This is a genomic window from Actinomadura sp. J1-007 (assembly GCF_009793335.1).
Taxonomy (GTDB): Bacteria; Actinomycetota; Actinomycetes; order Streptosporangiales; family Streptosporangiaceae; genus Spirillospora; species Spirillospora yumaensis.
On record NZ_WING01000001.1, the window covers coordinates 3,546,760 to 3,561,162 of the forward strand.

General features: G+C 74.8%; 6 protein-coding genes. 3 read left to right on the top strand and 3 right to left on the bottom strand.

Annotated features, from left to right (window positions below; all coding sequences use genetic code 11):
* Window positions 1-43: 43 nt before the first annotated feature.
* Window positions 44-1,291 carry a glycosyltransferase gene (locus tag GEV43_RS16135; protein ID WP_160821402.1) on the bottom strand — a complete coding sequence of 416 codons (1,248 nt, stop codon included), beginning with the start codon at window positions 1,289-1,291 and terminating at the stop codon, window positions 44-46.
* A 175-nt stretch (window positions 1,292-1,466) separates the two neighbouring features.
* On the bottom strand, window positions 1,467-3,188 hold the full coding sequence (locus GEV43_RS16140; protein WP_160821403.1) for an MFS transporter: 1,722 nt from the start codon (window positions 3,186-3,188) through the stop codon (window positions 1,467-1,469).
* A 285-nt stretch (window positions 3,189-3,473) separates the two neighbouring features.
* Here GEV43_RS16140 and GEV43_RS16145 point away from each other — a divergent pair, with 285 nt between their 5' ends.
* From GEV43_RS16145 to ccrA, 3 genes are read left to right on the top strand one after another with little or no spacing between them, the layout of a single operon-like run.
* A complete protein-coding gene (locus GEV43_RS16145; RefSeq protein WP_302930831.1) occupies window positions 3,474-10,130 on the top strand; it encodes a type I polyketide synthase in 6,657 nt (2,218 codons plus the stop codon).
* The gene (locus GEV43_RS50345; protein ID WP_241682930.1) at window positions 10,127-10,354 is read left to right on the top strand and encodes a hypothetical protein; all 228 of its coding nucleotides are present in this window, start codon (window positions 10,127-10,129) and stop codon (window positions 10,352-10,354) included. Before GEV43_RS16145 ends, GEV43_RS50345 begins: the two co-directional genes overlap by 4 nt.
* Before the next feature lie 38 nt (window positions 10,355-10,392).
* Window positions 10,393-11,730, top strand: a complete 1,338-nt coding sequence (ccrA, locus tag GEV43_RS16155) for a crotonyl-CoA carboxylase/reductase (RefSeq protein WP_160821404.1) — start codon at window positions 10,393-10,395, stop codon at window positions 11,728-11,730.
* Here the strand turns inward: ccrA and GEV43_RS16160 are convergent.
* Window positions 11,718-13,430 (bottom strand): ubiquinol-cytochrome c reductase cytochrome b subunit, encoded by a 1,713-nt coding sequence (locus GEV43_RS16160; RefSeq protein WP_309239659.1) that lies wholly within the window; start codon window positions 13,428-13,430, stop codon window positions 11,718-11,720. The two genes, ccrA and GEV43_RS16160, sit on opposite strands and share 13 nt — an antisense overlap.
* Window positions 13,431-14,403 lie beyond the last annotated feature (973 nt).

The window sequence follows — 14,403 nt, forward strand, 5'->3', positions numbered from 1 at the left end:
TCCGGGCCCCGGCCGTTCCGCCTTCCCGGCGGGGGCCGGGGCTTCACGCCGTCATCGTGTCGATGATCTCGCAGGCGCGCGCGACGCCGTCCTCCTCGCGGACGCGCCGGCCGAGCCGTTCCGCCCGCTCGGCGATGGAGGCGGTGCCGGTCGCCCGGCGGATCCGGGCGGCGAGCCTCGGCACGCTCAGGTCGCGGAACGGCAGCGGAGCGGGCCCGGCGCCGAGCGCGGCGACCCGTTCGCCCCAGTACGGCTGGTCGCCGAAGAACGGGCACACGACCGTCGGGACGCCCGCCCGCAGCCCCGCCGCCGTGGTGCCCGCGCCGCCGTGGTGGACGACCGCCGCCGTCCTCGGGAACAGCCACGCGTGCGGCACGTCGCGGACCGCGAGCACGTGCTCGTCCGAGGTGCCCGGGTCGCCCTGGACGACGCCGCGCACGCCCGCCAGCCGCAGCGCGGCCCGGACGATCCGGTCGGTCGCCGCCGCGTCCTTGGGCACCATGCTGCCGAACCCGACGTACACCGGAGGCGGCCCCGCGGCGAGGAAGCCGGCCAGCTCCGCCGGGGGCTCGTACGCGGAGTCGTCGGTGAACCAGTAGCCCGTCAGGTGCAGGTAGGCGGGCCAGTCGGCGGGGCGCGGCACGACGGCGGGGCTGAAGCACGCCAGCACCGGCCGCGCCTCGTTCCGCGTCGCGTGCATCGGGCCGCGGAGGGAGACGGGCGGGAGGCCGAGCGCCGTCCGCCGCCACGGGTTGACGAACGGGCGGGAGAGCTGCCAGGCGATCTGGTCCACGGCCAGGAAGCTCGCCCGCCTGGCCCACGGCCCGAGCATCCCCGCCCGCGGCACGAACGGGTGCGGGAACGCCCCGGTCGGCTGGCTCGGCTGGAAGTGGATCAGCCCCCACGGCACGCCGAGGTGCTCGCCGACGTGCCGGGGCAGGAACCCGAGCGTGGGCCCGAGGACGAGGTCGGCGTCCTTGCAGGCGGCGAGGCACTCGGCGAGCAGCCGTTCCGCCATGGGCCCGAGGATCCGCCGGAACCCGCCGAGGAACCTCACCGGGTTGCGCCCGCCGGCGAGCAGCTCCTGCCCGGCCTCGGAGTCGAGGATCTCCGCCGGGTCGGCCGTGAGCGGCGCGAGCCCCAGGCCCGCCGCGAGCGTCATCGAGGCGTACCGCGCGCTCGCGACGAGCCGCACCTCGTCGCCGCGCGCCCGCAGCGCTTGGCCGAGCGCGACGCAGGGCTGCACGTCGCCCCGCGACCCCGCCGCGAAGATCACGATCCGTCGGCTCACCGCCACTCCTCCCCACGCGTCATCCGACGCCTCGCCCGGCCGTAGCCGGAACGAGCATCCTGGCAACCCACCGGCCTCCTCCACAACGCCCGGCGCGCACACCCGCCGCACCGAGATCCGCCCGTCCGCTCAAAAGCGGACGGGTTCGCTTCGAGGCGTACGGCGCGCGGGGAGGTCATTGCCAGGCGTCGTCGCGGGGGGCGGGGCGGTCGAACGGCCCGGCGGCCGGGAGCGGGCCGGTGTCTCCGGCGTCGTCCGGAACGTACGGCATGTACCAGCCCTCGGGCGGAGGCGGCGGCCACGACCCGTGGGCGCGGGCGGGCGGCGCGGCCGGGACGCGGGGATACGCGCGGTCGGGCCGCGCGGGCCGGAGCGCGTCCGGGGCGGGTGCGGGCGCCGCCACCGGTGCGCCCGCGGTGGCGTGGACGGGTTCCATCGCGGGAACGGCGTCCGGCGCCGCGTCGGCGGCGGGGTCGGCGGCGGCCGGGGCGGTGGCGCGGCGGTTGTGCTTCGGGCCGAGCCAGCCCCGGCGGCTGGGGAGGGTGAGCCCGCTGATCAGGCCGCCGACGAGCACGAGGGCCGCGCCGAGGACGAGGCCGGACGCGGTGCCGTGGCGGAACTCCTCCAGGGCGGCGGGGCCCGCGCCCTCCTTGGGCGTGGAGTGGATGAGCAGCCCGACGATCGCGATGCCGAACGCGCCGGACACCTCGCGGATGACGTTGAGGATGCCGCTGGCGACGCCCGCCTGCTCCTCGGGGACGGCCTTCAGCACGTACATCGCGAGCGGCATGGCCATCGCGGCGCCGACGCCGACGATCATGACGCCGGGCATCAGGTCCAGGTAGCCGTCCCCGCGCTGGAGCGTGGAGAACATGAACATCCCGGCCGCCATCAGGGCGAGGCCGCCGCCGATCGCGGGCCGCGGCCCGATCTTGCCGGCCAGCCAGAACGCGACGGGCGTCATCACCATGATCGCGATGGACGGCGGCAGCATCACCAGCCCGGCCTCGGGCGGCGAGAAGTCGAGGAAGCGCTGGAGGAACGTGGCCGAGTAGAAGATCATCCCGTTGAAGCCGATGCCGTAGAGCATCTGGGACAGCAGCCCGCCGACGAAGACCCGGTTGCGGAAGAACCGCAGGTTGATCATCGGGTCGGGGGCCCACGACTCGACGACGAGGAAGCAGGCGAGCGCGATCCCGGCCAGGGCGAAGACGCTGAGCACCGACGGGTCGGCCCAGCCGTGCTTGCGGCCCGTCTCCAGCCCGTACGCGAGGGCGAACACCATGGTCGCCGAGATCAGCACGCCGGGGATGTCGACGCGGGAGTCCTTGTTCTCGCCCTTGGAGGTGAGGACGACCAGGCCGAGCAGGATGACCAGGACGCCGGGGACGACGTTGATGAGGAAGATCCAGCCCCAGTCCCACTGCTGGACGATGAAGCCGCCGATGGCCGGGCCGAGGGCGGTCGCGGCCGAGCCCGCGCCGACCCACACGATCGTGCCGAGCGAGCGCTGCTTGTCGGTGCGCCCGACGGTGACCATGACCAGCGTCGCGGGCAGCGCGAGCGCGGCCCCGGCGCCCTGGGTGACGCGGGCGAGGATCAGCGTGGCCGCGTCGGGGGCGAGGCCGCAGACGGCGGAGGCGGCGGTGAACACCGCCATGCCCGTGGTGAACGTGACGCGGCAGCCGTACACGTCGGTGAGCCGCCCGCCCGCGATCATCAGGCAGGAGAACATCAGGATGTAGCCGGTGGCGACCCAGTCCTTGGCGGTGTTGGACATGTCGAGGTCGCGCATGATGGTGGGCAGCGCGTTGGCGACCACCGTGTTGTCCATGGTGATCATGAACGCGCTGACGGCGACGACCGCCAGCGCCCATCGGTAGCGACCCCGGGTCAAGGTGTCCGCACGGCGTGAACTCCCCGTCGGGAAAACCGCCGCTTCCCCCTAAAAGAAGTAGTGGGTATTGTTACGATTCGTTGGTATCCCGTTACGCACCCCTGACTCTGGGCCGGGGATCCTCACTATCCCATCAGGCCACATCGGTTACCGCTGAGTCTTGTCATCACCGTGACAAGTGACCAGTGAGAAAAGTGGTCTGGATGCGCATCGTGAGACGGTCAAAGTAGGACAAGGTGGTCCCTCCGCTTCGAACGATCCTGGTCTCATTGGGGAGCCGACCGCATGCAGAGCAACGATCGTTCCGGAGCCGCGCAGAACGAGCGTGACCTGACGCGGATCAGCGAGGATTCGATACGTCGGCACCTGATCGAGCAGATCGCGCGCCGCTCCAGAACCTCCGCCGCCGAGATCGACCCCGACCGCCCGCTGGAGGAGTTCGGGCTCGCCTCGCGCGACGCCGTGGCCATCGCCGGCGAGCTGGAGCAGATGCTCGGCCGCGCGCTGCCGGCCACGCTGGTCTGGGAGCACCCCACGATCAACAAGCTGTCGGTCGCGCTGTCCGGCGGTCCCGCCGAGCGGGACGCGGCCGCGGCCAACGCGGCGGCGGCCGAGATGTCCGCCGCGGCGCGGGCGGGCCGGGCCGCCGACGACGAGCCGATCGCGGTCGTCGGCGTCGGCTGCCGCTTCCCCGGCGGTGACCGCGACCTCACCGGCCCGGCCGACTACTGGCGCTTCCTGACCGGTCGCGGCGACGCGGTCCGCGAGGTGCCGGACGGCCGCTGGGACGCGTTCGACGACGGCTCGCCCGAGGTCGGCGACCTGCTCGAACGGACGACGCGGCTCGGCGGGTTCCTCGACGACGTCGCGGAGTTCGACGCGCAGTTCTTCGGCATCACCCCGCGCGAGGCCGCCGTGATGGACCCGCAGCAGCGGCTGGTCCTGGAGGTGGCCTGGGAGGCGTTCGAGCACGCGGGCATCGGCCCGGCGTCGCTGCGCGGCAGCCGCACCGGCGTGTTCGTCGGCGTGTCCGCGCCCGAGTACGCGGCGTTCACCGCGTCCGACCTGGCCTCGCTGGAGCCGTTCACCGCGACCGGCGCCGCGCTCAGCATCATCGCCAACCGGCTGTCCTACCTGCTCGACCTGCGCGGGCCCAGCATGATCGTCGACACCGCGTGCTCGTCGTCGCTGGTCTCCACGCACCTCGCCGTCCGGGCGCTGCGCAGCGGCGAGGCCGACCTCGCGCTCGCGGGCGGCGTCAACGTGCTGCTGTCCCCGACCGTCACGATGACGTTCGACCTGGCCGACGCGACCGCCGCCGACGGGCACTGCAAGGCGTTCGACGCGTCCGCCGACGGCATGGTCCGCGCCGAGGGCTGCGGCGCGCTCGTGCTGAAGCGCCTGTCGGACGCCCAGCGCGACGGCGACCGGGTCCTCGCGGTCGTCAGGGGCTCGGGCGTCAACTCCGACGGCCGCTCCAACGGGCTCGTCGCGCCCAACTCCGACGCCCAGCGCGCCCTGCTGCGCGAGGTGTACGCCTCGGCGGGCGTCCCCGCCGACGGGGTCGACTACGTCGAGGCGCACGGCACCGGCACCCTGCTCGGCGACCCGATCGAGGCCAAGGCGGTCGGCGACGTGCTCGGCGCGGGCGCCGGACGGGCCGAGGACGAGCCGCTGCTGATCGGCTCGGCCAAGTCCAACCTCGGGCACATGGAGTCGGCGGCGGGCGTCGCGGGGCTGATCAAGACCGTCCTCGCGCTGCACCACCGGTCGATCCCGCCGACCGCGCACTACAAGGAGCCCAACCCGCACATCCCGTTCGGCGAGCTGCGCCTCGCGGTCGTCGCGGAGGAGACGCCGTGGCCCGACCGCGGGCGGCCGTCCCGCGCGGGCGTCTCCGGGTTCGGGTTCGGCGGGACCAACGCGCACGTCATCCTCGAACAGGCGCCCGCCCAGCAGGCGGACGAGGAGCCCGTCACGGTCCGCACGTTCCCGCTGTCGGACACCAGCGCCGACCGGATCCGCGACCACGCCGCGCTCCTGGCGTCCTGGCTGCCCGAACGCGACGACGTGCCGCTCGCCGACGTCGCCCGCACGCTGCACCGGCGCGGCGGGCGCGGCCGGGCCCGCGCCGCCGTCGCCGCCCGCGACCGGGCGGGACTGGTCGAGGGCCTCACCGCGCTCGCCGAGGGCCGCCCGCACCCGGGCGTCGTCACCGGCGCCGCGCTCGGCGCGCCCGGCCGCCCCGCCTGGGTGTTCTCCGGGTACGGCGCGCAGCGCCCCGGCATGGCGCGGCGGCTCCTCGAAGAGGAGCCCGCGTTCGCCGAGGCCATCGACGACCTCGACGGCCTGTTCGCCGAGGAGAACGGCCCCGAGCTGTGGGCGCTGCTCGAATCCGGCGAGAAGCTGGAGGGCGGCCCCGCCGAGGTCATGCCCGTCCTGTTCGCCGTGCAGATCGGCCTCGCGCGCATGTGGCGGTCGTACGGCGTCACGCCCGGCGCGGTCATCGGCCACTCGATGGGCGAGGTCGCCGCAGCCGTCGTCGCCGGGCACCTCACGGCCGCCGACGGCGTGAAGGTCATCTGCCGCCGCTCGCGGCTGCTGTCCCGCCTGGTCGGGGGCGGCGCGATGGCGGTCCTCGGCGCGTCCGCCGAGGACGTCGCCCGGCTCGCGCGCGACCTGCCCGAGGTGTACGCGGCGGTGCACTCCTCGCCCGCGCAGACGGTCGTCACCGGCGACGCGGAGCAGGTGGCGGCCGTTGTGGAACGGGCCGAGAAGGAGGGCCGGCTCGCCCGCATGGTCCAGGCCGAGGGCGCGGGCCACTCGCCGCAGGTCGATCCGCTGCTGCCGGAGCTGCGCGAGCTCCTCGACGGCGTCGCCGCCGACCCCGGCACGCCCCTCGCCGACGGGATCAAGCTCTACACCACCGCGCTCGACGACCCCCGCGCGCTCTTCCCGGCCGGTGGCGCGGAGGGCGCCCCGTCCGCCGGGGTCGCGATGGACGCCGCGTACTGGGCGGCCAACCTGCGCAACCCCGTCCGGCTGACCGGCGCCGTCGCCGCCGCCGCCGAGGACGGCTTCCGCACGTTCGTCGAGGTCAACGCGCATCCGATCCTCTCCCACGCCGTCGGTGAGACGCTCGACGGCACCGGCGCCCTCGTCACGCACACGCTGAAGCGGGCCCGCAAGGGCGAGGAGACCGACGACACGCTCACCTTCCACGCCCAGCTCGGCACGCTCGCCGCCCACGGCCACGCGGTCGCGCCGCCGGCCGACGGCGCGATCGCCGACGTCCCGCAGTCGCCGTGGCGGCACGAGCGGCACTGGGTCGACACCTCGCGCCGGGCCGCGCGCGGCCGGGACGAGCACCCGCTGCTCGGCGCGCACGCCGAGATCCCCGGCGAGGACCGGCACGTGTGGCGCGCCGACGTCGGCGCCGCCGCGCTGGCCTGGCCGGACGGCGCGCGCGTGCACGGCCTCGCCGTGCTGCCCGTCGCCGCGTACGCCGAGATGGCGCTCGCCGCCGGCGCGGAGGCGCTCGGCACCGGCGACGTCCGCGTCAACGGCCTGTGGATGGAGCGCCCGCTCGCCCTGGACGAGCACACGACCGTGACGACGACGTTCGCCGAGGACGAGCAGCGCGTCGAGATCCACGCGCTGACCCCGGCCGGGACCTGGGCGCGGCTGGCCAGCGCCGACGTCGGCCCCGACCACCGCGCCCCGGCGCCCGCGCCGTCCGGCCCCGCGACCGAGGTCGCCGGGGCCGAGCGCGGCAGCCGCCACTACCGGCTGCACCCCGAGGTGTTCGACCGCTGCCTCGCCGTCCTGTCCGCCGAGGCCGAGGCCACCGCGCCCGGCTCGCCCGGCTCGCCCGCGTCCGCCGGGGCGTGGCTGGCCGAGACGATCGGGAGCCTGCGCGTCTACGGCCCCACCCACCGGGGCGGGCACGTGCGGGCCGAGGCCGTCCACGAGGACGGCGAGACGACCGGCGCGGTACGGCTCGTCGGCGACGGCGGCGAGACGCTGGCCGAGGCGACCGGGATCGTGCTGCGCCGCACCGAACGGGCCGACGTGCCGGTGCCGCTCGCCGACAAGCTGGTCGAGCTGGTCTGGGACGAGGCCGAGCCGCCCGAGCCCGCGATCGAGAACGGCACGTGGCTCGTGCTCTCCGACGAGGACGACGCGCTCGCGGGCGCGGTCGCCGGCGAGCTGGAGGGCCGCGGCCACCGCGTCGTACGGCACCGGCTCACCGCCCGGCCGCCCGACGACCACCCGGAGACGGACGCGCCGATCGACGGCGTGGTGCTCGTCCCGTCCGCCGACCTGGTGGACGAGGAGCTGGTGCTCGCCGTCGCGGGCGTCAGCAACGCGCTGCCGGACGGCCCGCGCCTGTGGGTCGCGACGCGGAGCGCGCTGGACGTGCTGGACGGCGAGCCCGGCGAGCCGGGGCAGGCGCCCGTCCGCGCGATCACCCGCGTGCTGGCGTTCGAGCGGACCGTCCAGCGCGCCACCCTCGTGGACGTCGAGCGTCCCGCGGACCTCGTCGCCGAGCTGCTCGGCGACGGCGAGGCACGCGAGGTCGCGTGGCGCGGCGGCGTCCGCCGCGTCGCCCGCCTCGCCCAGGCCCGCCTGACCGCCGAGCCCGCCGGAGACGGCGCGGACGGCGCGCCGGGCCGGGCCGCCGGGACTCGCGGCGGGACCGCCGCTTCTGCCGCCGCGGGCGGCGGGCCCGCCGCGACCGGCGCGGGCGCCCGGCCCCGGCGGATCGTCCGGCGCGGCGGCGCGTACGTGATCACCGGCGGGTACGGCGGGATCGGCCTGGTCACCGCCCGGCTCCTCGCCGAGCGCGGCGCGGGGCGGATCGTGCTGTCGGGCCGTTCCGGCCCGGACGCCGCCGCCGAGAAGGTCATCGCCCGGCTGCGCGAGGACGGCGTGGACGTCGGCGTCGTCCTCGGCGACATCGCCGAGCCGGGCGTCGCCGAACGGCTCGTCGCGGTCGCGCGCGAGGGCGGCGTGCGGCTGTGCGGCGTCGTGCACGGCGCGGGCGCGATCGACGACCGGCTGGTCGCCGACCTCGGCGCGGAGGGTCTCCACAGGGTGTGGACGGCGAAGGTCGAGGGCGCCCGGCGGCTCAGCGCCGCCACCTGGGACCTCGACCTCGACTGGTTCGCGGCGCACTCCTCGGCCGCCGCGCTGCTCGGCTCGCCGGGCCAGGCCGCCTACGCCGCCGCCAACGCCGCGCTCGACGCGCTCATGGCGTACCGCCGGGCGCACGGCCGGGCCGCCGCCACCGTCAACTGGGGCACCTGGTCGCAGGTCGGCGGCGCGGCCGACCTGCGGGTCGCGGTGCTCGACCCGATCAGCCCGGCGGAGGGCGCGGAGGCGCTCGAAGCGCTGCTCGCGCACGGCCGCGCCGCGACGGGCGTGCTGCGGTTCGACCCGGCCGCGGCGGTGGAGCTGTTCCCCGAGATCCGCCGGATGCCGTACTTCGCCGCGCTCACCGAGGCCGCCGGGCGCGGCGCGGACGCCGCGGGCGACTGGCCGGGCGTGGAGGCGCTGAAGGCCGCCGACCCCGCCACCGCCCGCCGCATGATCGCCGCGCAGGTCCGGGCGCGGATCGCCGCGGTGCTCGGCTTCGACCCCGAACGGCTCGACCCGGCCGTCCCGCTGACCGACCTCGGGCTCGACTCGCTGGTCGCGGTGCGGATCAAGAGCGGCGTCGAGCACGACCTCGGGCTGACCGTCCCCGCGTCCGTGCTGCTCCAGGGCGCGAGCGTCAACGCGTTCGAGGAGTGGGCCGCCGGGGAGCTCGGCCTCGCCGCCGCGCCCGCGCCGTCCGCGACGTCCCCGGCGTCCGCGGCCGTCGCCAACGCCGAGGCGGGGTACGTGATGCCCCGCGACGACGCCGAACGCCTCGCGGTCCGCGTCTTCGAGGACGTCCTCGGGCTCGACCGCGTCGGCGTCACCGCCGACTTCTTCGCCGACCTCGGCGGCCAGGACCACCAGGCCGACCAGGTCGTCGCCCTGGTCGCCGCCGAGCTGGCCAAGGTCACGGGCGGCGTCCCCGCCGCGAACGGCACCGCGGGCCCCACCCGCCTCAACGGCACGTCCAACGGCGCCGCCGCGAACGGGGCCGCCGCCAACGGAGCCGCCCTCAACGGCGGCGCGGCCAACGGCGGCGCAGCCAAGAGCGGCGCGGCCGGCGGGAACGCCGCGCCCGCCGTCACCCGCGAGGAGCTGCTCGCGACGGCGACGGCCGAGCACGTCGCCGAGTTCATCCGCGCCGCCGACGAGGAGGCCGCGCGGCAGACCGTACGGCCGCTGAAGGCGACCGGGACCCGCCGCCCCCTGTTCATCGCGCACCCGGCGGGCGGCACGACGGCCTGCTACCGGCAGCTCGTCGAGCTGCTCGGCCCCGACCAGCCGGTGTACGGGCTGGAGCGGTTCGAGGACGCGCCCCCGGTGGAGGAGCGCGCCGCGCGCTACGTCCGGCACCTGCTGGAGGCGCAGCCGGAGGGCGCGTTCCGGCTCGGCGGCTGGTCGTTCGGCGGGGTGCTGGCGTACGAGACGGCGCGGCTGCTCACCGAGGCGGGACGGGAGGTCGAGTTCGTCGCGCTGTTCGACGCCGGCCTGCCGCTGGAGGTGGACGACGAGTCCGAGACGCTCGCCCGCCGCTTCTCCGCGTTCGCCGAGTACGTCAACGAGACCTACGGCCTGGACGTCAGCCTCGCCTACGAGGAGCTGGCCGGGCTGGACGAGGAGGCGCAGTTCGCGCTGGTGATGGAGCGGGCCGCGCCGCTGGTCGACCACATCCCCCGGCGGCGCTGGCGCACCAGCTCACCTCGCACCAGGACACCCGGTCGCTGGAGGCGTACCGGCCCGGCGGGTACGGCGGGCGGGTCATCCTCTACCGGGCGCCCGAGGAGACGCCCTGGTCGGTGAAGGACGCCCGCTACGTGCTCGACGGGACCAACGGGTTCGGCGGGCTCTGCCCCGACCTGGAGATCGTCACGGTTCCCGGCGTCCACCACCTGAACCTGCTGGACCCCCCGGGCGTGGAGTTCCTCGCCGCGCACCTGGAGGGCAGGCTCGCCGCGGGCGACCGGCGCGCGCCGGCCGCCCGCCCCACCCCGGCGCCGGCCACCCGGCCGGCCCCGGCCCGCTGAGGGCACGCCCCTGACCCCGCGTTGCACGGAGGAGATCCATGGCACAGTCCGCCACGTCCCACGACCCGCTGCTCGACGCCGTCCGGTCCGGCGCGTCCGGGCGGGAGCTCCAGGACATCGACCTGCCGGCCCGCTTCCGCGCCGCCTTCACCCGCAAGGACGAGGTCGGCCTCTTCGAGGGGCAGACCGACAAGGACGTGCGCCGCTCGATGCACGTCGGCGAGGTCGACATGCCCGAGCTCGCGCCGGACGAGTGCGTGGTCGCGGTGATGGCCGCGGCGATCAACTTCAACACGGTCTGGTCGGCGATCTTCGAGCCGCTGCCGACGTTCCACTTCCTGGAGAAGTTCGGCCGGCAGGGCTGGCACGGCGCCCGGCACGACCTGCCGTACCACGTGCTCGGCTCGGACGGGTCGGGCGTCGTCGTGCGCACCGGGTCCGGCGTGAAGAGCTGGAAGGTGGGCGACAAGGTCGTCATCTCCCCGTCGTACGTGGACGAGGAGGACCACGGCTCCTACGACGACGGCATGATGAGCGAGACGCAGCTCGCGTGGGGGTTCGAGACCAACTTCGGGTCGCTCGGCGAGTACTGCATCGTCAAGGCCAACCAGCTCATCCCGAAGCCCGCGCACCTCACCTGGGAGGAGGCGGGCTCCAACACGCTGTGCGCCGCGACCGCGTACCGGATGCTCGTCGGCGGGCACGGCGCCCGCATGAAGCAGGGCGACGTCGTGCTGATCTGGGGCGCGACCGGCGGGCTCGGCTCGTACGCGACGCAGCTGGTCAAGAACGGCGGCGGCATCCCGGTCGGCGTCGTGTCGTCGGAGGAGAAGGCCGAGATCGTCCGCGCGCAGGGCTGCGACCATGTGATCAACCGCAACGACCTCGACCTCGGCGAGCAGGGCCTGCGGCACCCGAAGGCGGGCCGGATGCTCGGGGAGGCGATCCGCCGCCAGGTCGGCGAGGACCCGGGCATCGTGTTCGAGTACCTCGGCCGCGAGACGTTCGGCGCCTCGGTGTACGTCGCCAAGCGCGGCGGCAAGATCGTCACCTGCGGGTCGTCCACCGGCTACAAGCACGAGTACGACAACCGGTTCCTGTGGATGCGGCTGAAGAGCATCATCGGCTCGCACGGCTTCAACTACCACGAGGCCGTCCAGATCAACCGGCTGATCGGCCTCGGCATGATCCACCCGACCCTGTCGAAGTCGTTCTCCCTGGACGAGGCGGGCGAGGCGACCCGCGCCGTCCAGACCAACCAGCACATCGGCAAGGTCGCCGTCCTCTGCGGCGCCACCGCCGAGGGCCAGGGCGTCGACGACCCCGCCCTCCGCGAGCGCGTCGGCGAGGACAAGCTCAACCTCTACCGCCGCTGACCCTTCGCCGCCCCCGCACGACGCGCGCCGCAGGGCCGCGGACACCCGTCCGCGGCCCTACGGCCCGGGTCAGGGTTCGATCGACTCGCGGTGCCCGGCGCCGTCGCCGTTCCCGGTGCGTTCGGGCGGACGGGCCAGGTCGGCGGCGAACCGGCGGTTGAGGGCCACGCGGACCTTGCCGAGGCGGCCGCGCGTCTGCGGGGCCTCGACCCCCGCCGTTCGGGACGGGCGAGGGAGACGGCGGGCGCGGGCCGCGGGTCGGTGATCGGCGCGAGCCGCTCGCCGTCCAGAGGCCGCTCGACCTCGACGTACGCGCCGCTCGGCAGCCGCCGGATCACGCCGGTCTCCAGGCCGTGCTCGACGAGCGCGAGGTCGCGGCGCTGGAGGCCGACGCAGATCCGGTACGCGACGACGTACGCCAGGACGGGCCCGAGGATGATCGAGCACCGGAAGAACCACGTCGTCCAGAACAGCGGGATCTGGAACGTGTGCGCGATGACGTCGTTGCCGCCCGCCAGCCACAGCACCCCGTAGAACACGACGCCGCCCGCGCCGATGCCCGTCCGGGCGGGCACGTCGCGCGGCCGGTCGAGCAGGTTGTGGGTCTCGCGGTCGCCGGTGACCCACCGCTCCAGGAACGGGTAGGCGGCGAGCCCGGTGAACAGCACGCCCGGCACGACCAGCGCGGGCACGAGCACGCTCAGCGCGACGGTGTGCCCGAACGCGGTGATCTCCCAGGCGGGCATCATCCGCAGCGCGCCCTCCAGCCAGCCCATGTACCAGTCGGGCTGCGACCCGGAGCTGATCGCGCCCGGGTCGTACGGCCCGAACAGCCAGATCGGGTTGATCTGGAAGAACGTCGCGAGCAGCGCGGTCACGCCGAAGACCCACAGGAAGAACGCGGTGGTCTTGGCGATGAACACGGGGAAGAACGGGTAGCCGCGCACCGTCCGGTTGCCGCTGCCCTTGCCGGGGAACTGCGTGTGCGTCTGCCGCCAGGTCAGCACGACGGCGTGCAGCGGGATCAGCGCGAGCAGGATGCCCGGGATCAGCAGGATGTGGATCACGTACAGCCGCGGGATGATCAGGTCGCCCGGGAACTCGCCGCCGAACAGGAACATCAGCACGTAGCTGCCCACCACCGGCAGCGAGGCGACCACGCCCTCCAGGATCCGCAGCCCGGTGCCCGACAGCAGGTCGTCGGGCAGCGAGTAGCCGAACAGCCCGTTCACCATGACCAGCATGAACAGCACGATCCCGATCAGCCAGTTGAGCTCGCGCGGCTTGCGGAACGCGCCGGTGAAGAAGTTGCGCAGCAGGTGGACGACGATCGCCGCCATGAAGACGATCGTGGACCAGTGGTGGATCTGCCGCAGCAGCAGCCCGCCGCGCACGTCGAAGCTGATGTGCAGCGTGGAGGCGTACGCCTCGCTCATCCGGACGCCGCGCAGCGGGACGTACGAGCCGTCGTAGACGACCTCGGTCATGCTCGGCTTGAAGAACAGCGTCAGGAACACGCCGGTCAGCAGGATGATCGCGAACGAGTACATGGCGATCTCGCCGAGCAGGAAGCTCCAGTGGTCGGGGAACGCCTTGCGCATCGCCTTGCGCAGGAACGCGGTGCCGCCGAAGCGTTCGTCGATCGCCCTGCCCGCGGCCCCGAGGGCCGGGGGCGGCTGCTTGCCGGGGTTCGGGGCCACGTGACCACCTCGCGCATCGGTCGCTCGTCCATTCAATGTCGCATCCGACATCCAGACGGGCCAGGGCCCGGGGTTGTGACATCTCGGCGGGCGCGGGCGCCCGCACAGGTGACCGATCGGTCACGGACGGTCCGGGCTGTGGCATCTCGTCATGGACGGCGTCCGAATCTGGTCGTGTTTCGACCTAGACTTTGCGCCCGGGCGTATCAGGGGGTCATGATTTTTCCCACAGGGAACACATAAGTAAGTAATTACCCCTTGTGTCCGGCGCGCAACGCAGGGGGAGGGGAGGGACACGTGGACGAACCGTCCACCGCGCACGGGCGCCCCTGGGCCGAACTGCCCCGGGAACTCGCCGATCACATGCGGCCGCATCTCGACGAGGTCGCCGACGACATGATCCAGGAGATCCAGTCCCGGGTGCGCGAGTACGACCGGCCCGGCGACGGCTCCTACTCGGGCACGCTCCGCCTCGCGGTCGAGCGCGTCCTGCACTACTTCGTCGACCGGGTCGCCGACCCCGGCCACGAGCTGACCTCGGTGAACGACTTCTTCCGCGCGATCGGCCGGGGCGAGGCCGGGGAGGGCCGCAGCCTCGACGCCATGCAGACCGCGATGCGGGTCGGCGGCATGATCGCGTGGCGGCGGATCTCCGAGGGGGCCGCCCACCAGGACGTCTCGCCGCGCGTGCTCGGCGCGGTCGGCGAGGCGCTGCTGATGTTCCAGGACGAGCTGGCCGCCGCCGCGGCGGAGGGGTTCGCCCAGGCCAAGGCCGCGGTCGCGGGCGAGATGCAGCGCCGCCGCAAGCGGCTGCTCGACCTGCTGCTCGCCGACCCGCCCGCGGCGCCCGAGGCCATCGCCGACCTCGCCGCCGCCGCGCACTGGCCGGTGCCCCGCACCGTCGCGGCCGTCGCGCTCGGCCACCAGGACGCCCGGCAGTCCGCGTTCCCGCCCGACATCCTCGCCGACCTCA

Coding starts and splice junctions, on each gene's coding strand:
- GEV43_RS16145 (WP_302930831.1), top strand. CDS start 3,474: ATGCAGAGCAACGATCGTTCCGGAGCCGCGCAGAACGAGCGTGACCTG.
- ccrA (WP_160821404.1), top strand. CDS start 10,393: ATGGCACAGTCCGCCACGTCCCACGACCCGCTGCTCGACGCCGTCCGG.